The organism is Brevibacillus antibioticus (assembly GCF_005217615.1).
In the GTDB taxonomy this organism is placed as follows: domain Bacteria; phylum Bacillota; class Bacilli; order Brevibacillales; family Brevibacillaceae; genus Brevibacillus; species Brevibacillus antibioticus.
The window spans coordinates 413,902-438,060 of record NZ_SZNK01000001.1; the positions used below are offsets into that span (position 1 = coordinate 413,902).

The following is a 24,159-nucleotide window of genomic DNA, read 5'->3' on the forward strand; positions in this document are numbered from 1 at the left end:
GAACCTCCGTATGAATAAGCAAAGAGGTGGATAGTATGTCGATTTTGGTGACAGGTGCAGCTGGATTTATCGGTTTTCATGTAGCACGACGGCTTTTGGAACAAGGACAGACGGTGTGGGGGGTAGATAATTGCAATGAGTATTACGACCCGGTCTTGAAGAGTAACCGACTGGAAATTCTCCAAGCGTATCCATTATTTCGTTTTGTCAAAGCGGATATTGCAGATCAGAGCAAAATGGACGAGTTGTTCCGAGAAATGGAGCCGGAGACTGTCATTCACTTGGCCGCTCAGGCGGGCGTCAGGTACAGTCTGGAAAATCCTCATGCCTATACGACTTCCAATATCACCGGGTTTCTAAACATTTTGGAAGGATGCCGATGGTCGAGGGTCAAGCATTTGCTCTACGCATCCTCTAGCTCCGTCTACGGAGGGAATACAAAGCTACCCTTTGCGGAGTATGATCCCGTAGATGAGCCGGTCAGCTTGTACGCAGCGACAAAAAAAGCCAATGAACTGATGGCCTATACCTATAGTCATTTATACGGCTTGCCTGCGACGGGACTTCGCTTCTTTACGGTGTATGGTCCGTGGGGCCGACCCGATATGGCGCTTTATACGTTTACCAAGGCGATTTTGTCGGGAGAGCCTGTCCGCATTTTCAACTATGGCAACATGACGAGGGACTTTACGTATGTGGACGATATCGTCGAAGGGATGTTGCGACTGATGAATCGAATCCCCCAAAGGGAGGGGAGTAAGGCGCCGAATGAGGTCTTCAACATCGGGAATCACCAGCCAATCGATTTACTTACGTTTCTGACGATCTTGGAAGAGAAGCTGGGGAAAAAGGCAGTTCGCGACTATTTGCCCATCCAGCCGGGGGATGTTCCTGCTACCTATGCGTCAGTGGAAGCTCTGTATGAGGCGACGGGCTTTCGCCCAAAAACACCAGTCGATGTGGGGATATCTCGCTTCGTAGACTGGTACGTCAGCTATTATGGTGTGGCTCATGCGTAAAAAAGTGGGAGTAGTAGGTCTTGGATATGTAGGACTGCCTGTCGCGATTGCTTTTGGGCAAGTGCTTCCAGTGGTGGGTTTTGACATAGACATAAGACGCATACGCAGTCTGGAGAGCGGGATGGACGAAACCGGTGAGATGACTACAGATGAGCTGGAGCGAGCCAACATCACGTATACAGATGACCCTGCAAGTCTCGCGGCGTGCGATTTTATCATCATAACGGTACCCACTCCTGTCGATTCTGCAAAACGGCCCGATATGCAGGCACTCATTCTCGCGTCCAAAAGCGTTGGGCAACACCTGACTTCAGGGACCGTCGTCGTCTATGAATCGACAGTCTATCCAGGGGCAACAGAAGAAATTTGTATTCCTGTATTGGAACAAGCGTCTGGAAAGCTGGCGGGGATTGATTTTTTCGTCGGCTACTCACCTGAACGAATTAATCCGGGGGATCGGGAACGAAGATTGTCTCAGATCGTCAAGGTCGTGTCAGGGCAAGATCGCCAGACGTGTGAAACGATTGCCGAGATGTACGGGTTGATTGTAGAAGCAGGTATTCACAAAGCACCCTCGATTCAGGTGGCTGAGGCAGCTAAAGTGATTGAGAACACGCAACGCGACATCAACATCGCCTTGATCAATGAGCTCTCGATTATTTTTGACCGCTTGGGTATTTCTACGACAGATGTTCTCCAAGCCGCTCGGACCAAGTGGAACTTCCTTCCGTTCTCTCCAGGACTCGTCGGTGGTCATTGTATTGGCGTCGATCCGTACTATTTGACATACAAAGCGGAGAGTGTTGGTTATCATCCGCAGGTCATACTGGCTGGACGACGGATCAATGACGGAATGGGCAAGTTCGTCGCGACTTCACTCGTGAAGCAAATGATCTGGCAAAACATTGCGATTCAAGGCTCGCGAATTACGATCTTGGGCATCACCTTTAAAGAAAACGTATCGGATATTCGCAATAGTCGGGTCATCGACATTGTTCAGGAACTAAAGGAGTTCGGAGTAGAGGTCCAAGTGACAGATGAATTGGCTTGTCCAGAGCGGACGAGAGAGGAATACGGCATTCAACTGCGAGAGTGGGAAGACCTGCAGCCTGCCCACGGAATCGTATTGGCCGTACCTCATGAGCGATATTTGCATCTGGGATGGGAGGAGCTTGGTGGACTCTTGTATCAGGGGCAAGGTGTCATCGCAGATGTGAAAAGCGTGCTCAATCGCGAAACATGCCCGGCAGAAATTAGCCTGTGGCGTTTATGATGACCATTCTTTGAATAACGATCACCTGGAGCGGATGAATATGAGCTACCGGAAGAGAAGATTCTGGTTAAGCTTATCGGACGCAGGAATTATTAGCTTGGCTGTCTGGTTGGCCTGCCTGGTTCGATTTGATTTTTCTTTCACGGAGATAAGCGACTATCAACCTATGTATTTAATGATCGGCCACGTACTGTTCGTCGTGACAGGCATGCACTTTGCTCAGCTCTATCGACCTGTTTTTCGCTATGTTAGTGTTCGCGAACTGGTCTCGATCATTTTTGCCACGAGCTTTTCCGTTTTGGCTCTCTACCTGGTATTAAAAATGACGTACCTGCTTGGTTGGTCCGTCCGATTTCCCACCTCACTCTTTCTCATGACACTAGCCTTTGTTTTACTCGGGATCACTGGCTCCCGGTTTGTATGGAAGTGGTGGTATGAAGAGCGAGAGAAAAGAACGCAGGATCGCAGGCGCACATTAATTATCGGGGCGGGTAGCGCAGGTGTACTCGTAGCCAGAGAGATGAAAACCTCTCCTTTGTCGGAGCTGCGTCCAGTAGCCTTTATCGATGATGAGCCTGGTAAACAAAATTTGCGCGTGTACGGCCTGCCAGTTGTAGGGAATCGGGCTGACATTGCCCGTGTCGTTCAACGACTTTCCATATCAGACATCGTGATTGCCATGCCATCTGCTTCCCGGCAGACGATTAAGGAGATTTTCGATATTTGCAAAACGACGAGAGCGAGCGTCAAAATTTTGCCGCACGTAGCAGACATCATCAATGGAAAAATCACGATGAACATGATTCGGGATGTAGCGTTGGAGGATTTATTGGGAAGGGAGCCTGTTTCTGTCAATCTGGAAGAGATTACGGGGTATTTGCGGCAGCAAGTCGTACTTGTGACAGGAGCGGGTGGCTCGATCGGGTCCGAGCTTTGCAGACAAATAGCTAGATTTTGCCCGAGGAAACTTCTTCTCTTGGGGAACGAAGAGAACGGCATTTTTGAAATGGGCCTGGAGCTCTCGCGGTTGTTTCCTGAGCAGGAGACGGTCAGCTTGATTGCAGATATTCGTGACAGACAAAGAATTGCTTCGATTATGCATGAATATCGTCCCGCCGTTGTTTTTCATGCGGCAGCCCACAAGCATGTGCCGTTGATGGAGAACAACCCGTGTGAGGCATTAAAAAATAACATTCTGGGTACGAAAAACGTTGCGGAATGCGCGATGGAAACCAGCGTCTCTCATTTCATCCTGATCTCAACGGACAAGGCAGTGAATCCAACCAGTGTGATGGGTGCCACGAAAAGGATCGCTGAGCTTCTGATCCAGGGTTATAACCATTTAGGACTTACCCGGTTTGCGGCTGTTCGTTTTGGGAATGTCCTGGGGAGCAGGGGGAGTGTCGTTCCTGTTTTTCTCAATCAAATCCGGGCAGGTGGACCGATTACCATTACGCATCCAGATATGGAGAGATTTTTTATGACCATTCCTGAGGCTGCCCAGCTCGTCATCCAGGCGGGAGCACTCGCTCAGGGAGGAGAGATATTCATTCTCGATATGGGGAAACCGGTCAAAATTGTCGATATGGCCCTCGACTTGATTCGCTTGGCAGGCTTGGAGCCCGGGAAGGATATTCCGGTCGTATTCACGGGGGTTCGTTCGGGTGAGAAGCTGTATGAAGAAATTTTGACGGCGGAAGAAGGCTTGTCGTCTACTTGCCATAATCGCATCTTCATTGGGAAGCCGCTCGAATTTTCCTGGACTGAGCTCTTGGCAGGGATCGCCCGGTTGGAGCAAATTGCAGACAAGGGAGCGACGCTGGAGGACAAACAATCCATCATCGAGATTTTGCAAGGGATCGTCCCAGGCTATCAATCCACTTCTTACGTGAAGGAAGAGTCTACCCCAGTCCCTTATCCAGTGGCGATCGGATGAGCGTCAGCAAATGGAAGGAAAAGATCGCCACGTTAAAGTGGAAGCGGCTGCTGGCATGGGGAGGATTGATTTGTCTCATCAGCTTGAGTGGTTATGGTGTGTACATCTATCTGTCGGTAAAAGAAACGGCCAGCAAAATGTACCTCGATATTCGCACGAAATCTGTCGAGATACCTGTAGCGACGAAACCAGCAACTGTGAGGCAATCGCTGACCGTGAATTCCTCAGAAGCAACTACACCGCCTGCGGCACAAGTAGAGAACTCCGCTATCTTGCCCAAAGAACCGATCACCCTGCTGCTTCTTGGCGTTGATGAACGAGAGAATGACAAGGGACGCTCAGATGTCATCCTCGTACTCTCCGTCAACCCGAAAACGAAATCCGCGTTGCTCATCAGCATACCTCGTGATACGCGAACAGCTATCGCTCACAAAGGTACCCAGGATAAGATCAATCACGCCTATGCATTCGGCGGCGTGCAGCAGGCAGTAGACACCGTCGAGCAGTTTCTCCAATTTCCCATTGATTACGTGGTGACCGCGAATATGGAAGGATTCTCAGGTGTGATCGATGCGCTGGGTGGCGTGGAAGTTAACAACAAGCTTGCCTTTACTTATGCCGATTACACCTTTCCAGTAGGTCCCATCCAGTTAGACGGGAAACAAGCCTTGGTCTACGCTCGCATGCGTTACGAAGATCCGAGAGGCGACCTCGGGCGCAACGAAAGACAGCAGGAAATCATCAAGGCATTGCTGGACAAAGGGGTAACCCTTGCCGCGCCTACCCGATTGAATAACGTCCTTGCGACGCTGGAGAAATACGTGAAAACGAACATGACCTTTGATGTGATGAAACAGCTTGCCCTAAGCTATAGCACGGCAGTTACCTCGGTCGAGACGATTCGTTTGGAAGGAAAGGGTCAAATGATCAACGGAATCTACTACTATATCGTCAGCCCGCAAGAGCGTGAGAGGTTGACTGAGAGTCTTTCAACCTTTCAAAAACAAATCGAACCTCCCGTACAATTGCCGAAAGAAGGAAGTGACAGCATGGCGGGGCAAAGGGGGAAGCAGGATGAATGAGGAGCTTAATCTTCGTGAAATACTCCTGGTGCTGTTGAAGCGATGGAAGCTGATCCTTTTGATTACCTCTTTGTGCACCATCGGAACAGCGCTCGTGAGCTTCTATTTACTGACACCGATTTATCAGGCGAAGACGGAAATATTAGTGAATCGCTCGCTGGATTCCACCGTAGAGAGCATGCTATCCGTCGCGGAAATTGATTCTAATCTGAAATTAATTGAGACCTATCGCGTGATTATTGAAAGTCCGCGGGTGATGGAGCGTGTGCTCGAAGTGATCGGGGCGGGCGCTACGATGGAGGATCTGCTGCTTCAAACAAAGGTAGAGCCAGTCAAGGACTCGCAGGTCATTTCCATTACGGTAGAAGACCCGGATCAGGGCAGAGCTGTGCTCATCGCCAATACAATCGCGAAGACCTTTCAGGAAGAAGTCGTCAAAATGCTCAGCATGAACAACGTGCACATTTTGGCGGAAGCAAGAAACAATCCGGCGGCCATTCCAGTGAGCCCAAAACCGATCCTCAATTCGGTGATCGCCTTTGTCCTCGGGTTGGCAACGTCTATGGTCGTCGTCTTCTTGCTTGTGCAGATGGATACCCGACTTCAATCGGAAAAAGAAGTGGAGGAGTATTTAGGCTTACCTGTACTGGCAACGATTGCAGTGATTGACAAAAAAACACGGAAGGGATTTCGCCAGCCCAAGGTGGAGGAAGAGAGGAATGAGTATGAGAAGGCAGAAGCCTGATGATCGTTACCAAAAGCTGATCGCCCATTGGGAGCCGCTGTCTCCGCTGGTAGAGGGCTACCGTACCCTTCGCTTAAACATTCAGTTTTCCATGGGCGACAAGCTGATGCAAACGATATTAGTCACCAGTCCAGGGGCTTCTGAGGGAAAAACGATCACTGCTGCCAACCTGTCCTTGATGATGGCAAAGGATCACAAGAAAACGGTGCTGCTTGATTTTGACTTGCGCAATCCGCGGGTACATTTCACCTTTGATATGCCGAATCTGTACGGGATCAGTTCATACTTTTCGGATATGTGCCAGATTGCCGATATTATTCAACCGTCTGGGGTTTCAGAGCTGTCGATTATTACGGCAGGGCCGATCCCGCATACGCCAGCGGAAATGCTCGGGACGCCACGGCTCTTGGAATTGATGGCATACTTGCGCCACAACTATGAGTTTGTGATCGTCGACAGTCCGCCACTAATCGTAAGCGACGCAATGGTGCTGGCACGGGAAATGGACGGCTGTGTCATGGTCGTGGATGCAAGCAAGACGAAGCGGGATTCTGCTGTCAAAGCGGTAGACCAGTTAAAAGCGGCAGGAGCCAATCTGCTTGGTGTTGTTCTCAACAACAAAAAGGTAGGGAAGAGAGAAGGCTACTACGGATATGGGTACAACGCATAGCAGAAAGCGGGGCGTTTGTAGGCATGCATGCCCTCAAATTAGCTTGGCAACGACAATGGGGCCGTCTCAATAAAGATCGAGATGTTCACGAAGTGATTCGCGGCTCGGCCTTCACGTTTTTGTTTCGGCTCCTTGGCTTCGTACTGCTCTATCTCTTGCAGTTCTACATTGCCAGAGAGTATGGAGCCGAGAGCCTGGGTATCTATTCGCTGACGATCACCCTGATGAACATCGGAATGGTGCTGGCCGTTTTGGGGACGGATACAGCCATCATCCGCTTTCTCTCGGAGTTTCGCGCGAAAGGCTCGCTTTATCAGATTTCCGAAGTATTCAACAAAGTAGTGCTGTGGGCGACGTTGATTTCGATTGTGCTTGGGGTACTTTTGTATGTGTTCTCAGAGCAGATGTCTGCCTACGTGTTTGCAGGGGAGCTGCCAGCGGAGGCACTGCGAGTCGTCGCGTGGATGCTTCCGTTTGTGTCGCTCGCAAGGCTGTATGCTTCTGCGTTTCGGGCATTGCATCGGGTTGTCATCTCGATCACTGTCGATATCGTCGGTATGCGTTTTCTGCACTTGGCGTTTCTCTTCATCGCCATTCCTTTTTTTGAACCCAGTACGATGCTCTTGATTCAACTGCTCGCAGCTGCTGTACTCTTGAATGCTGTCTATGGGATGGTGCAGTGGTATGCGACGAGCCGAGGATTTCGTAACGGTATACAGCCGACCGCGGGAGAGCCTAGTGTTGGGCTGAGGGAAATTATTGCCGTCGCACTGCCCATGTATCTCAGTGCGTCGATGGAATTGATTATGACGTGGACAGATATGATCATGCTGGGTATTTTTACGGATGCCAAAACAGTTGGAGTATACAGTGTGGTCATTCGTCTGGCAATGGTAACGGGCTTTGCACTGATTTCCATCAATACGATCCTTTCTCCGAAGTTTTCTGAGCTGTACGCACGTAATGATATGGACGGCTTGAAAAAGATGATTGCGTTTGCCAATCGCCTCATTTTCTTCACCTCTGCTCCTCTCAATCTGCTGGTGGCGATATTCGCCGTTCCGTTGCTCACTTTTTTTGGCGAAGAGTTTGCGAGTGAGAGCCTCGTCCTTGTGATTCTGTGCATGGGGCAGTTTGTCAATTTTTGCACAGGCAGTGTTATCCCTTTATTGACGATGACCGGGCATCAAAAAACGGCCCGCAATATTCTTGTCTGTTCAGCTGCACTAAACATCATCGGAAACGCTTGTCTCATTCCGCTGTATGGAATTATCGGGGCTGCCATTGCTACTTCGATCAGTCTGATCTGTCGAGATCTTTGTGCTTCGTATTGGGCCTCCAAATTTTTTGGTTTTCGCACGTGGTACATCCCGTTTTTATCCGAAAAATATTCCGTCTCACTCCAGGAGACGAGGTCATGAAGAAGGTGGCTTACCGTGAAGGATGAGCTGTATCCGTCTATGCTTTGGGATAGTGAAGAGACACGCTGTTGCCGTGTGCAGGTGCAGAAGCCGTGGAGCAGGGAGGAATTTTGGTCGTACTACTTCACACGACGCCTCTCTATCTACGTGAGTTTATTGCTGACCCGAAAAACACAAATATCCCCCAACGCGATTACAATGGGGGGGATTGTCGCCGGACTCCTTAGCGCTGCAGCATTTATGTACGGAACGGCGGCATCCTTTTTGCTCGGATGGTTCTTCTGTCAGGTGTGCTACTTGGCAGATTGCGTCGACGGGGAAGTAGCACGAATGCGCAATCAGAAGAGCAAGGGAGGAGAATGGCTGGACATCGGGCTCAACTATGCGCTCTACCTGGTGTCATTCGGTGTGATATACGGGATCACGGATCATCACGCTATGCTGAGTCCATGGCTGCTTTATTTGAGCCTGCTCGCTATTTTTGCAGAGATTCTGGCGACCAATGGCTCCGATCTCGTATTCACACAGGGGAAAATCTCGCACGAAACAGTTTCCATGAGAAAGCGCAGCAAATGGATCGATGCTTTTGTCTTCCTTTTCCTTACCCAAACGGGCTATCAGTTGGGGGTGCTGGTTACCGCATTTCTGTGGGCAATCGGCGGTCAGATGCAATTTTTGCTCCTATGGACCTTCTACCACCTATTGGTCGGATTGGCCAGATCGATGTACAAGCTGAAGCTGAACATCAAATACGTCATGCCATCTCTGAAAGAAGGAGGGGACTTGGATGAAGGCACTGCTCATGGCAGCAGGTCTCGGGTCACGAATCAACGAGCAAATTGAAGGTATTCCCAAGTGTACAGTGGATATTGGGAACCAAACGCTCATTGAAAATACGATAGCGGAGCTAAAGCGTCACGGAATTGAAGAGATCGCGATGGTGGTGGGCTATCAAGCTAACGTGATTACCAAGCTCCTCAGAGATGAACCTATTCGTTTTTATCACAATCCTGTTTACGATCGGACGAATAGTATGGTATCCCTCTGGTTCGCCCGCGAGTTTTTGCAAGGAAGCGACTGCTTACTGTTGAACGCCGACGTTTACTTTGAATCAAAGGTACTGGAAGTCGTGTTGCAAGAGACCGTGAGTCCTGTCATGTTTGCTGATCCAGTCCGTCGCTATGAGGGGGATTATAAATTTGGCTATGAAAACGGACTGCTGCTCCGCCATGGAAAGGAGCTCTCGCTGGAAGAGACAACTGGCGAATACATTGGAATTGCCAAACTTCAAGAGAGCCTTCTGCCGATATTTTTGCGTCGATTACAAAGGTTGATACAGGAGAAACAGTATCATTTCTGGTGGGAAAATATCCTCTATTCTTTTTTGGGCGAAAGGAATGTGTATGTCGCACAAATACCACCCGGATTATTTTGGGCAGAGGTTGATACGTGGGAGGATTATCGGCGAATCCTGCAATTCACCAACCATCTGGCACATAGGTAAATGATGATCAAGGAAAAGCTCTCACCAGACAAGGTCCTTCTTTTTCTATACGTGGTGCTTAAGCCCTTCTACTTCTTCCCAAGTGGCAATCCGCAAATCGCCGATTTTATTATGCTCATCTTGATCGCCTACAGCTTCTTGTTTCGCCTGAGTCGCATCAACCGCAGACTCGGATTTTTTCTCTTCCTTACCCTTCTGTTTTTGTACGACATTATGATGGTGAATGGTATATGGGCGATTGCACTCGGCGGGGAAATGGATGTATTCAGCTCGACCAAGTGGTACATGTACAACGGAGCCGTGATGCTTGCCCTGGTTTTTTTGTTCAGGCGCAACGCACAAGAGTACGTCAAATGGGTCTTCCTGGCTACGTCCACTTCTTTACTCATTCAGGCATTCATTCTCGTGTCAGGACTGTCACCGGATAGCGACGAGTTCAGGCAATCGTTGTTCTTCAACAATCCGAACCAGCTCGGCTATTTTGGGCTTTTGTGCATGGGGATATGCCTGCTGTGTGCTCGCTTCGTATCTGTGAAGACCATTCCTCTCTTTATTGCGATCGGCACGGCGTTTAGCATCATTGCAGCATCCCTGTCGAAAGCAGCGATCATTAGTGCCGTAGGGATGTACCTCGTCTTTTTGCTCCTCTCCATCAAAGAACGAACGGGCTTGTTTTGGATGAATCTGCTTTGCGTGCTCGTCTCGTCCTTCGCTGTCTTCTTTATCTATTTGTACACGAACGAAAACGTGCTGAGCGACGCCTCTATTTACACACAAATCGAAGAACGAATGGTAACACTCGGTGAAGATTCGGATGACAATTTGGCAGCGCGGGGCTATGACCGGATTGCCAACCATCCGGAGTACATTTTGTTCGGAGCAGGGGAAGGGATGTACGAGCGATTTAACAGCAGTATTTCATTGGAACTCCATTCTACCTTAGCTAATCTGTTCTTTTCCTACGGCGTAACAGGGACGGTGTTGTTCATTCTCGTGATGGTGGGGGCGGTCCGTGGGCATCGATTGGTTGCTTGGTATCCACTTGTCTTCCAAATTTTGTACGGACTCACCCATAACGGAATTCGCGAAACGTTTTTCTGGATCATGCTCGCGCTGTATTTCGTGACAGCCGAAATCAATACGCGTCAGATCAAAAATGGCGGTGATCTGCTTGAAAAAAATCTTGCAAGTATGCGCAATTGACCGCTCTGTAGAAAGCTTGCTGTTTCCCCTGATTGAAAAGCTGATGGGTGAAGGCTACGAGGTGCATACCGCGTGTTCGGATACGGGGCGTTTTGATGTGCTAACAGCAAAGGGATTGACGCTCAGAAGTATCCCTATTAAGCGAAAGATCGACCCGATTTCTAATTTGGTGACGATCGGAGCATTGTATCGGTTGATGAAAAGGGAGAAGTATGATGTCGTGCATGTCCATACGCCGATTGCCGCTGTTCTCGGACGCGTGGCAGCAAGGCTGGCAGGAGTGCCATATGTCATTTACACAGCGCATGGCTATTTCTTTCATGAGGGCATGAGTAAAAGTACGTATCAGATGTACTACACGCTGGAAAAATGGTTTGCCCGGCATATGACAGACTATCTTTTGCTTCAAAGTCGAGAGGATTACGAATTGAGCGTGCAGGATGGCTTCTCCTCTCAGACGGAGCGGATTTTGCACATTGGCAACGGCGTTGATCTCACAGAACGCTTTCACCCGCGACACCTTACGAGAGAGAAGGTCCAGGCCATCAAGTCCTCACTGGGCCTGAGGGATGATGATGTAGTGATCACCTATGTAGGACGTATGGTCTCGGAGAAAGGAATTTTTGAACTGTTGGAAGCTTTTCGCAAGCTGGCGGGTGAATTTCCGCGCCTGCGCCTCTTGCTGGTGGGGGACGTGTCTTCCAGTGAACGCGATCAGCGAGGTCAAGACTTCGTGAGGCTTTGCCGACAGCATCCGCAAATCATTTTGGCTGGATTTCGCACAGACATCCCGGAGCTGATGGTTGCCAGCGATATTTTTGTTCTTCCCTCTCACCGCGAAGGGCTTCCTCGTTCCATCATTGAGGCGATGGCGATGGCGAAACCGATCGTCGCCACGAATATCCGTGGATGTCGGGAAGAAGTCAGGGACGGTGTCAACGGATTTTTAGTAGAACCGAAACAGGTATGTCCCTTGTATGCAGCCTTAAAAAAGCTCGTAGTTGATTCCAGACTCAGAGAAGCCTTCGGGCAGAACAGCCGCAGCATCGCGCTTGAGCACTTCGATGAGCGCACGGTCCTTGCGAAGCAGGCAGCGTTATTTGCCCAATTGACTAGCAACTGCGAGAAGAAAGAGAGCAGGAGAAAGGAGGCAGCGGAGAAGATTGGACAAGACGGGAGCATTCGTCATTTCCCTAGACTTTGAACTTTACTGGGGCGTCCGAGACAAGAGAACCATTCAGTCCTATCAGCAAAATTTGTTAGGTGTTCGTCAAGTGATCCCCGCACTTTTGGAGTTGTTTGCCAAGTATGAAATGCACGTCACCTGGGCTACTGTCGGTTTTTTGTTTTGCGAGTCTCGCAAGGAGCTGGCAAGTGTCGTCCCACGGCATCTTCCGGCGTATTCCAATGAAAAGCTGTCACCCTATCCCTATATGGATACAGATGCAGTTGGAGAGCATGAGCAGGTCGATCCGTATCACTTTGCTCCCTCTTTGATCAAGCTGATATCCACTTACCCACATCAATTCATCGGAAGCCACACCCTTTCCCACTACTATTGTCTAGAGCCGGGACAGACTCCCGAAGCTTTTGCTGCTGACCTTGATTCTTTTCATAGATTAACTCGCAAAAAAGGATACTCCCCTTCCAGCATTGTTTTTCCGCGAAATCAGGTGCAGTCTGCGTATTTATCATTGTGCAAGAAAAAGGGGTTTCGTTCCTATCGCGGCAATGAGCAGTCTTGGATGTACCACACAAGAGGAGCTGCCGAAGAGACATTGTTCAAAAGAGCTATGCGACTGATGGATGCGTATGTGAATCTCTCTGGCCATAACAACTATGTTTCATTGCAGCGTAGTCCAGAGGGAATGGTCGATGTTCCATCCAGCCGGTTTTTGCGTCCTTATCATCCTCGGCTACAGAGGTTGGAAAAATGGCGCATGAAAAGAATCAAATGCGACCTGACTCATACGGCCGAGCACAATCGTTTGTACCATCTATGGTGGCATCCGGAGAACTTCGGGAGCCACATGGAAGAGAATCTCTCCTTTTTGGAGGAAATCCTCCAGCATTATTCCATGTTACGCGAGAGGTACGGCATGCAGAGCCTCAGTATGGAGGAAGCGGCGGCGAAGTGGAATCATCAGGAGGTGCGGCATGAAGTGCTTGTTTGATCGTTGCGTATCCTTCCTGATGCTCGTCATACTGTCCCCGCTGATCTTGCTGGTGAGTCTGCTCATCCGCTGGAAGCTGGGGTCTCCGGTTTTGTTTGTACAAGAGCGACCAGGTTTGCATGGGAAATCGTTTTTCATTTACAAATTTCGCACGATGACCAATGAGCGTGATGAGAGTGGAGTGCTTCTCTCTGATGAGCAGAGACTGGGTTCATTCGGAACGCTTTTGCGAAAGTATAGCTTGGATGAACTGCCGCAATTATGGAATGTGCTCCGTGGTGAAATGAGTCTCGTAGGACCGAGACCGCTGCTGATGGAGTACCTGCCGCTGTACACGCCGCGGCAGTTGAAGCGACACGATGTAAAGCCGGGGATTACAGGCTGGGCGCAGGTCAATGGGAGAAATGCAATTGACTGGGAGCAAAAGTTCGAGCTGGACGTCTGGTATGTAGAAAATGGCAGCTTTTTTCTGGATATGCGGATTATCGGTCTGACGATCAAGCGTGTTTTTCAATCGACAGGCATAAATCAACAGGGCAGCGTCACGGTAGAAGACTTCAGAGGGAGTGAAAACACAGAGCGCGCTGGGAGGGAAGCATGTGAGCCTGATTGTACTGTCGGAACAGGATGATTGGACCGAATATTTGCGACGGTTTTTAAAGTTAGACGTGTCCTACACGAAAGAATTTGTGCAGCTATACGCCAAAATGGAGCAGGGCACGCCAGAGGCTGTTTTTTTCAAGAGTGGGGAGAACGAGGTTTTCTACCCGTATTTGGTCAGACGTCTGGATGGGGCGATTCCCGGCTATGCTGATTTGGTTTCGATTGGATACGGAGGGCCATTTGTCGTGGGAGGACAGACGGCTGCCCGATTGTTCCAGGAGCAATTCCACGTCTACTGTCGGTACAAAAACTATCTGACAGAAACGGTTCGCTTTCATCCGTTGCTGGGGAATGCGGAGCTGTTCGCGGATCAAATGCGACTGGATCTGGTGAGGATGGTAACGGCAGTCGATTTGCGCCCCACACTTGCCTATATTCGTGCCCACTATACGCAAAACGTCGGACGAAATATGAGGAAGGCCGTGGCAAACGACGTTCGGGTTACATTGGGCGGAATCGATCGGCTGCATTCTTTTATCCAGTTGCATCGGGAAACGATGGACCGTAATCAAGCTGCGGCGCACTACTACTATGCTCCGGAATTTTTTGGAGGACTTATGAAAAAAACAGCGCTGTGCAAGCCGCGACTTCTGCTTGCCATGCATGAGGATCGGCCGGTGGCGGGAGTGCTTTTGCTCAGTGGAAATCAATTCGCCCATTATCAGCTAGGGGCATCCCATACGGAAGACATGGCGCTTGGCGTCAACCACCTCCTCTTCGACGCCATGATCCAGCAGGCAAAGCTGGATGGAGCAGAACTGCTTCTCCTTGGAGGAGGAAATCTGGATGGAGATGGCTTGTTCCGTTTCAAGTCCTCGTTTGCAAACGGCAATCATTTTCCTTACTGGATGGGTAAGAAAGTTCACGATGAGGAAGTGTATCTGGCTTTGTGCCAAAAACTACAGGTCGATCAGGCTGGCGAGCAAGATTTTTTTCCGGCCTATCGCATTGGGGGGACGTCCAAATGAGTGCACAGCAGCGGATCTTTTTATCACCGCCACATATGGGGGAGGATGAGCGTGACTTGGTGGCAGACGCCTTTGCCTCCAATTGGATCGCACCATTGGGGGAACACGTCGATGCTTTTGAGCGAGAAATCGCCCGGTATGTGGGCGTAAAAGCTGCACTGGCTGTGTCCTCTGGTACGGCTGCTATCCATCTCGGGCTTAGGTTAGCGGGCGTCGCTTCGGGTGATACGGTGTTCTGCTCCAGCCTCACCTTTGTTGCCAGTGCCAATCCGATTCTGTACCAGGGAGCAACTCCCGTATTCATTGATTCCGAGGAAGAGTCATGGAACATGTCTCCGCAGGCATTAGAGCGAGCCTTGCGGGAAGCGGCAGGAGCGGACAAGTTGCCCAAGGCGGTAGTCATCGTTAATTTATATGGGCAGAGCGCAGATATGGGGCCGTTGATGGCGCTTTGTGAGCAATATGGGGTGCACGTGGTGGAAGATGCGGCAGAATCGCTAGGGGCTGTATATAAGGGGAGAATGAGCGGTGCTTTTGGTCATGTTGGGACCTTTTCATTTAATGGCAATAAAATCATGACGACTTCTGGTGGTGGAATGCTCGTCTCCGATGACGTTGAGACGATCGAAAAGGCGCGCTTCTGGTCGACGCAGGCGAAGGAGCCAGCAAGGCATTACCAGCACGAAGAGATGGGCTACAACTATCGGTTGAGCAACGTACTGGCCGCAATTGGCCGGGGGCAGCTGCGCGTTTTGGAGGAGCGAATCGAGGCCAGACGAGGGGTTTTCAAGCGTTATGAACAAGCCCTCGGACAATTGCCTGGTATTTCGTTCATGCCCGAGCCAGCGACAGGGCGATCCACACGATGGCTGACGGTGATGACACTGAATCCAGCAGACACAACGGTCTCTGCTGCCCAATTGATTCATTCACTGGGCAAAGAAAATATCGAAGCCCGTCCCGTGTGGAAGCCGATGCATCTGCAACCGTTGTTCGCACAGTGCCAATACTATCCGCACCAACCTGATGAGAGTGTATCCGATCGGCTATTTGCCCAAGGTGTTTGCTTGCCGTCCGGTTCCAGCTTGACCACTGAACAACAGGAGCGAGTCATCGGTGTGATCACGAACTGCCTCCTGAACCAGGAACAGGGGGTGCGCCATGTATAGTTATGAGCAGCTAGAAAAATGGCGCAGTCTCTGCTCGTCTTCTTTTTACGTACTCGATACAGTGAAGCTCTCCGAGAACTATCGTCGTTTCCAACGAGCTTTTACTCGACGCTATGAGCATGTAGTCGTCGCGTATTCCTATAAGACTAATTACTTGCCGTTTCTATGCCAAAAGCTGCATCAGTTAGGGGCGCATGCGGAAGTCGTCTCTCGATTGGAGTACGAATTGGCACGGAAGCTCGGCGTCGATCCTGCGTCCATCATTTTTAACGGTCCGCTCAAAACGGAAGAGGACATTCATCTTGCCTTGGAGCAGGGGAGCCTGATCAATCTGGATTCCTTTTCAGAAATCCCGTGGGTGGTGGCCTACGCCAAGCAGTATCCCGAGCAGACGTTTCGGATCGGGCTGCGGATTAATGTGGATTTGGCCAGGGGAGGAGTGAGTCCTCTGCAAAATGGGTACGAGGTCAGCCGATTTGGTTTTTGCGTCGAAAACGGCAATTTTGAAAAAGCCCTGAGCCAATTGGCTGTCGCCTCGAATGTGCATGTAGTCGGGTTGCATGGACACTTTTCCACCAATCGCAGTGTGGGTGTGTATCGCCAAATTACGCGCCATCTATGCCGTTTGGGGAAACAGCATTTGGGAGAGCGGCTTGCTTTTATCGATATGGGAGGCGGATTCTATGGCGAGCTCCCAGCCTCGTTCGGGATGACGGCTGCACCAACCTTTGAGGAGTACGCCGAAGTGATTACGTCAGTCATGAAGGAGGAGTTGGCAGAGCTGGATCATGCGCCAGTGCTGATTCTGGAGCCAGGTATTTCACTTGTGGCAGATGCTGTTGATTTCGTTTGCCAAGTCATCGATGTAAAAGAAAACAGAGGAGAGCGGTTTGTTCTCGTGGATGGCAGCATTCACAATATCAAGCCGACGATGCACGCGCGCACATTGCCAGCCCGGCTTGTGTGCAACCGCAAACCAGTTCCCGAAGCGAGCTATCATGTCGTCGGGTATACGTGCATGGAAAAAGATTATCTGCTTCAAGGCTATACGGGGCCTTTGCCTGATATCGGGGATTATTTTGTCTTCGGACACGTAGGGGCGTATACGCTTGTCTTTAATCCACCTTTTATTCGGGAGAGGCCACCGGTTCTCGCCATTGATGGAAAAGAAGCAGTCATTGTCAGGGGAAAAGAGACTCTCCAACAATTCATTCCCGAATCGGTTTATCGTTTTCACGTTGACAAGCAGGGGGTAGTGAACTGAATGAACGTACTTGTGACCAGTGTAGGCAGACGAGTCAAGCTGCTCCACTATTTTGTACGCGAATGGGGTGACACTGGCAAAATCATAGCAGTCGACTGCGATCCGACGGCCCCGGCCTTGTACGCTGCCCATCATCACGAGCAGGTGCCGCGTATCGATGATCCTGGTTATCTGGATGCCCTGCTGCACATTTGCCAACGATACGAGATCAAGGCAATCCTCTCTTTAATAGACCCTGAGCTGACGTTGCTGGCTGCGCATGCAGATCGCTTCTACATGCAGGGCATCGAGGTGATCGTGTCCAGCCGGGATGTAATTCAGATGTGCTTGGATAAGAGGGCAACGTATGATTTTTTGTCCGCGCACCAGATTCCCGCCATTCCCACCTTTACAAAGATGGACGAGGTACAAGCAGCGCTTTTTGCAGGGCAGATTACGTATCCATTGATCGTCAAGCCACGGTATGGAAGTGCCAGTTTGGGCATCACACGTGTGGAGAATGATCAGGAATGGTCCATGCTCATGGGAAAAACGGAGGATGTCGTCATTCAACCCTTCATACAGGCAGAGGAATACGGAGTGGATGGCTATGTGGATCTGATCTCGGGGCAGCTAGTGACACTTTTCGCCCGCAAAAAGCTGCGGATGCGGGCAGGGGAGACGGATCGCTCCCTCGCGGTAAAAGATCCGCGTTTGCTATCACTAGCGAAGGAACTCATTCGTGTCCTAGATCCGCGTGGGCCCATTGACATCGATTGTTTTTTGGTGGGAGATCAGTACGTTGTTTCGGAGATCAATCCCCGTTTTGGCGGAGGGTATCCGCATGCTCACGAAAGCGGGGTGAACAGCGTCCGTGCGCTTCTCCAAAACATAAAGGGTCTGGTGAATGTACCAAAAGTGGGGGAGTACAAGGAAGGAAGCATTCTGATGAAATACGATGAGGTCATGCTGTTGGAGTGAACGCAAAAATATATTTCAGGAGCAGGGCATGGGCAGGAAGCAATAACAAGACATAGACGGCGTACCTGCCCCCCTAAGACTCCCGTTCCCGTAATGGAAGTGCCTGTATATTCCTGAAATGTGCTACAATCGTACTTGGGCGTCTATCGCGATGCCTACTTTATCAGAAAACAGGAGTGTTACACACCATGATCATCCAGTTCATTCGTCTACGGTAATGTGAGGTACAGATCAACGTAATCCCGCATTTTTGTGAAAATGCTTGGGGTTTATTTGACTGTGCCTTTTTTCATTCACCGAAATACGAATGAATGGGGTGCTTTTTTGATGTCTACAACTATCTCCCAGCATGTGGGGATTTTTCGTTGTCCATTTTGCCAAGCAACTATGCGCAACGTACCTGCAACTAGTTTGGTATGCAACAATCATCATTGCTTTGATTTATCCAAGCACGGCTACGTTCACTTGGCTACGCGAACCTACAAAACAAAGTATGACAAGCAATTGTTTGCAGCGAGAAGGACCATAATGGAGCAAGGGTTTTTTGATCCATTGTATGATGTGTTGAGTGAAGTCATCCTGCATACGGCAGAACCTGAGGAAAGCCAGATATACGTACTGGATGCAGGATGTGGCGAAGGCTATCATTTGTCGCAGGTTCGGCAAAGAGTGATGCAAACAAGCGAAGTCCCCTTTATCGGAGTGGGTGTCGATCTCGCCAAAGAGGGAGTTATGCTCGCGGCGAAGAGCGATCCAGAAGTAGTTTGGTGCGTCGGGGATTTGACGAAGGCACCGTTTGCGGATAGACAGTTTCCTTACATTTTTAATCTCTTATCTCCATCCAATACGGATGAGTTTCATAGACTTCTGGCTGATGAAGGACGGATAATCAAAGTCATTCCAGAGGCGAACTATTTGCGAGAGCTACGGGAAGTCTTGTATCAAGAGACGCCCAAAACAAAATATGCGAATCATCGTACAATCGACCACTTCAAAACCAGCTTCCAGCTAGTCGGCAAGGAGCGGGTTCAGTATCAGTTCCGACTGGATGAAGGGAGTCTTGCTTCCCTGCTCCAGATGACTCCGTTGGCATGGGGAGCGACACCTGAGCAGTTGGAACAAGTGTCTGACTTGGTAGGAGTGGACTTGACGATCGACTTGGTTGTGTTGATTGGCAGGAAATAAAACAGCGACTGTCCTGAGCGGGAAAAATCCGTTCGGTACGGTCGCTTTCTTATTTTTAGATGGTCTTTGTTGACAGCGTTCTTTCTTTTTTTGAAAATAAGTATGAATAGTCGGAAAAATATCGGAGGGATAGTATGGGGGCTGATCAGGATAAGGCTTCCTTTTTGCGCGTAAAACCTTTTCTAGCGGATATCCAAAAGCATTGCTTGTCCCTCACGAAAAACGACTGGGATGCGGAAGATCTCCTCCAGGAAACATTGACGAAGGTGTACCGTTCCTTGCAGCAGGCTCCAGACAGAGAACTAACCAAGGCATTTTTGAGGCAAATTGCTACGAATGCCTGGATTGATCATTGCAGGAAGGGAAAGGCGAATGAGCATTCCACCCTGTTTGATGAAGCGATCTATTTGCACCAGTCCAGTTTATCCGATGCGTTTGTGCAAAGAGAGGTGTTCGAGCAACTGGCTGATCGTCTAAATGCCAGACAGATGGTGCTGATTCTCATGATGGACATTTTTTCGTTTACGGCGCAGGAAACAGCCACATTGCTGCATATGACCGTAGGGGCAGTGAAGGAAGGGGTGAAGAGGGCACGTCAGCGATTGTTCGTCTTGGCAGAGCGATCCAGGCAGGATGAAGGCCTGTCTAACAAAAAGAAATTCGACAAAGCTGGACATCGTGATTCGTCCGGATTTGTATCAAAAGAAGGGTTCGAGCAATTTTTGACTGCCTTTCGTGCAGGAGATGCCTATGCGATTTGTCAAACGTATCTGCGCCTCGCCAAACAGGGCGTGAGCGTGGAAAAGGTTTCGGGAGCGGGCGATCGCCTTTTCTTTGCTGTTCGTGACCCGGATGGACATTTGCTGCATTTTTTTCAAAAATGGTAGAGGTACCCGTTTCTTTTTGTTCTTTTCTTTCGTTTATGAGGGTGAAAGTACATATTTGAAATAAAGGAGCGAACACAAATGAGTATCCATGTGCGTAATTTTGCGGTTGTACAGCTGCCAGTCAAAAACTTGGAGGTATCCATAAAGTGGTACCGTGATGTGCTCGGCATTCCGTTTACCTTCGAATTTTCTCCTGGAGACAATGAGGCGTGGTTGAACGTAGGCGGAGTAGGTCTCGGGCTTATTCGTTGTCCGGAAGTTCCTCGTTTGGACTTTACCGATATGGCAGGACAGGCCCAGCCGATCATCTCCTTGCAGGTAGACCAAATCCATGAGGTTTATGAGGAGCTGAAAAGCAAAGGAATCGAAGTAAGTGAAATGACGTACAAACGAGGCGGAGGCTACAGCTTTCGATTTCGTGATCCAGATGGGCACTTAAATCACCTATGGGGTGGATGGCCTTCTGCTGAGGATGAGGAGAGAAACACATAGAGATACCCGATTCTATAAATGCCATCTGTGAGAGTTATGCAGGTGGTTATTCTTATCAACGGGGCTGCAGTGGGGAGAAGAATATTTCCAGTCTACGCTCCGGGCTACGTCCTGCCAGGGAGTGGGTACTGTCCGCTCCGCAGTAATTTGCGGGGAAATGCAAAAGTGGTAGCCGCTACGTCGCGTGGGCACGTTGCATTTCTTTTGCCCGCAAATCACTGCGAAGCTGGGTTGGACTTCGAAAGTCGCTAGGACTGGAAATATTCTTCTCTGGCGTAGCTAATGATTTGTCCTCAATCTTTCAAAGCCTATCTGAAAACCAACAGCTCGCAAGGAAACAGGAGAAATAAGCGAAGGTCTTTGGGGCACCTACCGAGGCGCAATGGCAAAAGCGAAACACGCCTTTAAGCGTCCACTTCTGAGAAGCATCCTTGAGTCTCTACTTTGGACGCGGTTTCGCTTTTTCCATGGTGCCGTGCAGTCAATCCCCCTAGCTGGTGACCCAAGAAGCTGGAGCGTTTTCTCCTGTTTCCTCCCACCACGACAGCCTGAAAGCGAGGCTTTTCACATGTAACTGTAGTGGGGAGAAGAATATTTCCAGTCTACGCTCCAGGCTACGTCCTGCTAGGATGTTCGTACTTTTTGACGGATGCCACTCCCAAAACAACTAACCTTGCTCTTGGGGTGGCATCCAAAACCATCTTCTCTTCTACCGTACAGTACTAGTACGTCCTTACTACTTCAAGTTCTGAAAGTCTACCGCTTTTTGGCTCATCAGGTAGGAAACAATCTCTTCCTCATTGGACACTTCGTCCGTAAACGTGACTTTGAAACAAACGTCATTTTCTCTCCAGAAATAGGAGATGAGAGTTGGATCCTCTGCCTTGCTCGACTCTCCAAAGCGCTTGTATTTCTCCGTTTTGAACACTTCATTTCCAGCGATTTTCAGCATGTTTACCTTAACTTTGTACGCTTCGTCCATAGCGTAGTGAAATGCTACATTCCCATTCTTTTTCATATCTTCGTATATTTTCGTGTCTTTGATTTGATCAAACGAGATTCTATCTTCCCACTTCAATCTTTTGTTTTTCTCAGCAACATCGTAGTTAATCCCAAGGAACAGGGTCTTATAATCTTCCTCATTTGCCGGCATGCTGAAATTTACTTTTGAGCTTATATCTGCTGCTGTAGCTTTGAACTGTCCCGGGAGCTCTAAAGGAAATTTAGGAGTAAACCCTATTGCTTTTGAGCCATGCTGTACATCTTCCGTATCGTGTAAGCCCATGACGTAACTGGAATAGCCTACATAGCGTTCTTTCATCGTTTGATCCGGGTATTTCACATTCGAGATCATTTTCACAATGTCTTCTTGAGGATCACTGGCAAAACTACCAATGTTATACTGTATTCCGTTATCTTGCCATAGATAGTAAACGTAGTTAATGTGGTTTTTGGGGCTAAGAAAAGTAACTTTCATTACATCTAACCCTTGGACATTCAAATTTTGCTCCTGTATTTTTTGTTCCTCATCCCCCTTTATTTGTTCATCCACGATTATTTTGTAAGCCGCTTCCAATCCATGTAGTCCGCTACTTGCAGAAAAGCTCACATCATTAGAGGATGGACCTCTAAATTCAATCTGAACGTGAGTTTCTTTATTGGTACGCAACTTTCTCTGATCGATATACATTCCTCTAAACTCATAGTCCATAGCAAGCACATCAGGAACTTTAAAGGCAAAACCAGTTGTCTGCATTCCTTTTGATAAACGGTCGTATGTTCGCTCATCCGAATCAAACAAAAGTCTAGCCTCTTGCTCTGTATTAGCCTGATCGGAAGCGACTGGCTTGACGGTACTCTCTACCTTCACTGCTGCATTCGTAAGGGTCACCGAACTCATCAAAGCTACGCACAAAACGGCAGCAACCGAGAGCTTGTAAGATCCTGCTTTAAAGCTTTTTATCATTTGAATTCTCCTTATCAGTTGATTCTTGTTATTTGCTTCGGTAAAGGGAAGCAAGTGAAGCGGCTGGCGCTTGGTAGAAAAACGCTGCAAAAATTGAATGATCGTCATCCCGTAGGGCACTGACTCATCTTCACCCAGAACATTCAACACATAAGCGTCACACGCAAGCTCCCGGTCGGACTTCATCTGTTTGACACACATCCAAATAAAAGGGTTCATCCAGTGAATGGCGAGAGCAAGTAGACCCAGCAGGTTCCACGCGATGTCTTTTCTTTTGTAGTGGGCAAGTTCGTGGGAGAAGACATGGGTAAGCGCAGAGGTGTTCGATTCCTTGCATATCTCTTCGGGACAGTAAATCCATGGATGGATCAACCCTGAGATATGCGGGCTTTTTCTATCGCTTCCTGAAAAGATAGGGATTGGTTTGGTGATGCCAAATCTTTTTCGGCAATCATCTAGGATGGAAATGACTTGTGGGTCGGTCACGACTTTGAGGCTACTCATTCTGCTTCTGGTTCGCAACAGGTAAGCACACATAAATCCAAGCAGGGAAATACATCCGATTAGCCAAACGATGGCTGCTATTTTAACGCCAAGGGTGTGAGTGTCCTCGATAGGGTCTGGATCGATTTTGATTGGGTGGGATATGGAGGGATCCAGAAGTTTTTGATTTTCTGGCTGTTTTGTCTTATCATTTTGAGGTGAGTTTGTTTGTTTGCTGTTTTGCTCTATCTCTTTTTGTGACGCGTCATTCGCAACAGGGGAGTGGGGGGGAACAGCATTTTTTATGCTGTCTACGCCTAGTTGCCAGATATTGAAGATGCTTACCGGACTGTCAGGGAGAAAAGGGAACAGAAGCCGTATTAACACAATCAGCCAAAGCGCGTGGTGAAGCCGAGCGCTTATTCGGTGATGAAAGAATTTCTTGATGGCTATCACCATGAAAGCGACGAGGCTAGCTCCAATGGTGGCATCAAAAACCCATAAAAAAATATCACATAGCATATTCATGCCTTCTACCTCTTTACAGTAAGATCTGCTGCTTTGTCATTCTTCTCATCTGTCATCGCCTCTACTGCCCATGTCTCTCTGCTTTTCATTCAGAATCTTTTGGAGATGCTCGATGTCCTTCTGGGACAACTTGACGTCTTCTAAAAAATTGGTCATCATCATGTCTGCCGCCCCGCTAAAGACTCTTTTCAAAAACGACTGGCTCTCTGCCCGGATGCATTCTTTTTCGGAAATCAATGGAAAATACTTATAGCCCCTTCCCGATTTTTCAAAACCGATCACCTTTTTCTTCAAAAGTCTGTTGATGAAGGTACGAACAGTTTGATCGGTCCACTCGATTTCATCAGGCAAGAGGAGTGCGATATTCTCAGCGTTTATAGGGTTGTTCTTCCAAATAATCTTCATGATTTCCCACTCTGCTTCCGAAATTTTCGGGAGATTGTGCATGTACTCACCTCCTAATCCATCTTTTGATTTACAAATGTAAATATAATCTGTTGGGTTAATATTACAAACGTAAATGGAATGTGTCAAGAGTTCTTTTCCATTTTTAACCATCTGTTGCTA

22 protein-coding genes are annotated in these 24,159 nt (G+C 48.9%); 20 read left to right on the forward strand and 2 right to left on the reverse strand.

The genetic code is table 11. From position 1 onward, the window contains the following. Window positions 1-35 precede the first annotated feature (35 nt). From E8L90_RS01925 to E8L90_RS02020, 20 genes are all read left to right on the forward strand, one after another. The gene (locus E8L90_RS01925) at window positions 36-1,019 is read left to right on the forward strand and encodes an NAD-dependent epimerase (RefSeq protein WP_137027763.1); all 984 of its coding nucleotides are present in this window, start codon (window positions 36-38) and stop codon (window positions 1,017-1,019) included. Next, window positions 1,012-2,292: a nucleotide sugar dehydrogenase gene (locus tag E8L90_RS01930; RefSeq protein ID WP_244297135.1), complete on the forward strand. Its 1,281-nt coding sequence runs from the start codon at window positions 1,012-1,014 to the stop codon at window positions 2,290-2,292. The genes E8L90_RS01925 and E8L90_RS01930 overlap by 8 nt, the downstream gene beginning before the upstream one ends. A gap of 40 nt (window positions 2,293-2,332) precedes the next feature. Beyond that, window positions 2,333-4,228 carry a polysaccharide biosynthesis protein gene (locus tag E8L90_RS01935; RefSeq protein ID WP_137033232.1) on the forward strand — a complete coding sequence of 632 codons (1,896 nt, stop codon included), beginning with the start codon at window positions 2,333-2,335 and terminating at the stop codon, window positions 4,226-4,228. Then, window positions 4,225-5,310, forward strand: a complete 1,086-nt coding sequence (locus E8L90_RS01940; protein ID WP_137027765.1) for an LCP family glycopolymer transferase — start codon at window positions 4,225-4,227, stop codon at window positions 5,308-5,310. The genes E8L90_RS01935 and E8L90_RS01940 overlap by 4 nt, the downstream gene beginning before the upstream one ends. Beyond that, the gene (locus tag E8L90_RS01945) at window positions 5,303-6,055 is read left to right on the forward strand and encodes a YveK family protein (protein WP_137027766.1); all 753 of its coding nucleotides are present in this window, start codon (window positions 5,303-5,305) and stop codon (window positions 6,053-6,055) included. The genes E8L90_RS01940 and E8L90_RS01945 overlap by 8 nt, the downstream gene beginning before the upstream one ends. Continuing rightward, entirely contained in the window at window positions 6,030-6,725 is a 696-nt protein-coding gene (locus tag E8L90_RS01950; RefSeq protein WP_137027767.1) for a CpsD/CapB family tyrosine-protein kinase, read from the forward strand. The genes E8L90_RS01945 and E8L90_RS01950 overlap by 26 nt, the downstream gene beginning before the upstream one ends. Before the next feature lie 23 nt (window positions 6,726-6,748). After that, window positions 6,749-8,146, forward strand: coding sequence for a flippase (locus E8L90_RS01955; RefSeq protein ID WP_137027768.1), 1,398 nt, complete (start codon window positions 6,749-6,751; stop codon window positions 8,144-8,146). Window positions 8,147-8,161: 15 nt separating this feature from the next. Further along, the gene (locus tag E8L90_RS01960; protein WP_137027769.1) at window positions 8,162-8,989 is read left to right on the forward strand and encodes a CDP-alcohol phosphatidyltransferase family protein; all 828 of its coding nucleotides are present in this window, start codon (window positions 8,162-8,164) and stop codon (window positions 8,987-8,989) included. Continuing rightward, a complete protein-coding gene (locus tag E8L90_RS01965; protein ID WP_137027770.1) occupies window positions 8,934-9,650 on the forward strand; it encodes a phosphocholine cytidylyltransferase family protein in 717 nt (238 codons plus the stop codon). Before E8L90_RS01960 ends, E8L90_RS01965 begins: the two co-directional genes overlap by 56 nt. Beyond that, complete coding sequence (locus tag E8L90_RS01970) at window positions 9,651-10,853, forward strand: O-antigen ligase family protein (RefSeq protein ID WP_137027771.1); 1,203 nt, start codon at window positions 9,651-9,653, stop codon at window positions 10,851-10,853. After that, complete coding sequence (locus E8L90_RS01975; RefSeq protein WP_244297483.1) at window positions 10,813-12,057, forward strand: glycosyltransferase family 4 protein; 1,245 nt, start codon at window positions 10,813-10,815, stop codon at window positions 12,055-12,057. The genes E8L90_RS01970 and E8L90_RS01975 overlap by 41 nt, the downstream gene beginning before the upstream one ends. After that, complete coding sequence (locus E8L90_RS01980) at window positions 12,017-13,027, forward strand: polysaccharide deacetylase family protein (RefSeq protein WP_137027773.1); 1,011 nt, start codon at window positions 12,017-12,019, stop codon at window positions 13,025-13,027. The genes E8L90_RS01975 and E8L90_RS01980 overlap by 41 nt, the downstream gene beginning before the upstream one ends. After that, the gene (locus E8L90_RS01985) at window positions 13,011-13,658 is read left to right on the forward strand and encodes a sugar transferase (protein ID WP_137027774.1); all 648 of its coding nucleotides are present in this window, start codon (window positions 13,011-13,013) and stop codon (window positions 13,656-13,658) included. The genes E8L90_RS01980 and E8L90_RS01985 overlap by 17 nt, the downstream gene beginning before the upstream one ends. After that, window positions 13,627-14,658, forward strand: a complete 1,032-nt coding sequence (locus tag E8L90_RS01990; protein WP_137027775.1) for a GNAT family N-acetyltransferase — start codon at window positions 13,627-13,629, stop codon at window positions 14,656-14,658. The genes E8L90_RS01985 and E8L90_RS01990 overlap by 32 nt, the downstream gene beginning before the upstream one ends. Continuing rightward, on the forward strand, window positions 14,655-15,827 hold the full coding sequence (locus E8L90_RS01995; protein ID WP_137027776.1) for a DegT/DnrJ/EryC1/StrS family aminotransferase: 1,173 nt from the start codon (window positions 14,655-14,657) through the stop codon (window positions 15,825-15,827). Before E8L90_RS01990 ends, E8L90_RS01995 begins: the two co-directional genes overlap by 4 nt. Further along, window positions 15,820-17,091, forward strand: a complete 1,272-nt coding sequence (locus E8L90_RS02000) for a type III PLP-dependent enzyme domain-containing protein (protein ID WP_137027777.1) — start codon at window positions 15,820-15,822, stop codon at window positions 17,089-17,091. Before E8L90_RS01995 ends, E8L90_RS02000 begins: the two co-directional genes overlap by 8 nt. Further along, window positions 17,092-18,051, forward strand: coding sequence for an ATP-grasp domain-containing protein (locus E8L90_RS02005; protein WP_137027778.1), 960 nt, complete (start codon window positions 17,092-17,094; stop codon window positions 18,049-18,051). A gap of 327 nt (window positions 18,052-18,378) precedes the next feature. Then, window positions 18,379-19,236, forward strand: a complete 858-nt coding sequence (locus tag E8L90_RS02010; RefSeq protein ID WP_244297136.1) for a putative RNA methyltransferase — start codon at window positions 18,379-18,381, stop codon at window positions 19,234-19,236. A 134-nt stretch (window positions 19,237-19,370) separates the two neighbouring features. Beyond that, window positions 19,371-20,123 carry an RNA polymerase sigma factor gene (locus E8L90_RS02015; RefSeq protein ID WP_137027779.1) on the forward strand — a complete coding sequence of 251 codons (753 nt, stop codon included), beginning with the start codon at window positions 19,371-19,373 and terminating at the stop codon, window positions 20,121-20,123. 78 nt (window positions 20,124-20,201) lie between these two features. After that, on the forward strand, window positions 20,202-20,615 hold the full coding sequence (locus tag E8L90_RS02020; RefSeq protein ID WP_137027780.1) for a VOC family protein: 414 nt from the start codon (window positions 20,202-20,204) through the stop codon (window positions 20,613-20,615). A 736-nt stretch (window positions 20,616-21,351) separates the two neighbouring features. Here the strand turns inward: E8L90_RS02020 and E8L90_RS02025 are convergent. After that, a complete protein-coding gene (locus tag E8L90_RS02025) occupies window positions 21,352-23,592 on the reverse strand; it encodes a M56 family metallopeptidase (RefSeq protein ID WP_137027781.1) in 2,241 nt (746 codons plus the stop codon). A gap of 45 nt (window positions 23,593-23,637) precedes the next feature. Next, on the reverse strand, window positions 23,638-24,039 hold the full coding sequence (locus E8L90_RS02030; RefSeq protein WP_137027782.1) for a BlaI/MecI/CopY family transcriptional regulator: 402 nt from the start codon (window positions 24,037-24,039) through the stop codon (window positions 23,638-23,640). Between the last annotated feature and the right edge of the window lie 120 nt (window positions 24,040-24,159).

Coding starts and splice junctions, on each gene's coding strand:
- E8L90_RS02020 (WP_137027780.1), top strand. CDS start 20,202: ATGAGTATCCATGTGCGTAATTTTGCGGTTGTACAGCTGCCAGTCAAA.
- E8L90_RS01950 (WP_137027767.1), top strand. CDS start 6,030: ATGAGTATGAGAAGGCAGAAGCCTGATGATCGTTACCAAAAGCTGATC.
- E8L90_RS01985 (WP_137027774.1), top strand. CDS start 13,011: ATGAAGTGCTTGTTTGATCGTTGCGTATCCTTCCTGATGCTCGTCATA.
- E8L90_RS02030 (WP_137027782.1), bottom strand. CDS start 24,039: ATGCACAATCTCCCGAAAATTTCGGAAGCAGAGTGGGAAATCATGAAG.
- E8L90_RS01940 (WP_137027765.1), top strand. CDS start 4,225: ATGAGCGTCAGCAAATGGAAGGAAAAGATCGCCACGTTAAAGTGGAAG.
- E8L90_RS02010 (WP_244297136.1), top strand. CDS start 18,379: ATGTCTACAACTATCTCCCAGCATGTGGGGATTTTTCGTTGTCCATTT.
- E8L90_RS01930 (WP_244297135.1), top strand. CDS start 1,012: ATGCGTAAAAAAGTGGGAGTAGTAGGTCTTGGATATGTAGGACTGCCT.
- E8L90_RS01955 (WP_137027768.1), top strand. CDS start 6,749: ATGCATGCCCTCAAATTAGCTTGGCAACGACAATGGGGCCGTCTCAAT.
- E8L90_RS01965 (WP_137027770.1), top strand. CDS start 8,934: ATGAAGGCACTGCTCATGGCAGCAGGTCTCGGGTCACGAATCAACGAG.
- E8L90_RS01925 (WP_137027763.1), top strand. CDS start 36: ATGTCGATTTTGGTGACAGGTGCAGCTGGATTTATCGGTTTTCATGTA.
- E8L90_RS01945 (WP_137027766.1), top strand. CDS start 5,303: ATGAATGAGGAGCTTAATCTTCGTGAAATACTCCTGGTGCTGTTGAAG.
- E8L90_RS02025 (WP_137027781.1), bottom strand. CDS start 23,592: ATGAATATGCTATGTGATATTTTTTTATGGGTTTTTGATGCCACCATT.
- E8L90_RS01935 (WP_137033232.1), top strand. CDS start 2,333: ATGAGCTACCGGAAGAGAAGATTCTGGTTAAGCTTATCGGACGCAGGA.
- E8L90_RS01995 (WP_137027776.1), top strand. CDS start 14,655: ATGAGTGCACAGCAGCGGATCTTTTTATCACCGCCACATATGGGGGAG.
- E8L90_RS01970 (WP_137027771.1), top strand. CDS start 9,651: ATGATGATCAAGGAAAAGCTCTCACCAGACAAGGTCCTTCTTTTTCTA.
- E8L90_RS02005 (WP_137027778.1), top strand. CDS start 17,092: ATGAACGTACTTGTGACCAGTGTAGGCAGACGAGTCAAGCTGCTCCAC.
- E8L90_RS02000 (WP_137027777.1), top strand. CDS start 15,820: ATGTATAGTTATGAGCAGCTAGAAAAATGGCGCAGTCTCTGCTCGTCT.
- E8L90_RS02015 (WP_137027779.1), top strand. CDS start 19,371: ATGGGGGCTGATCAGGATAAGGCTTCCTTTTTGCGCGTAAAACCTTTT.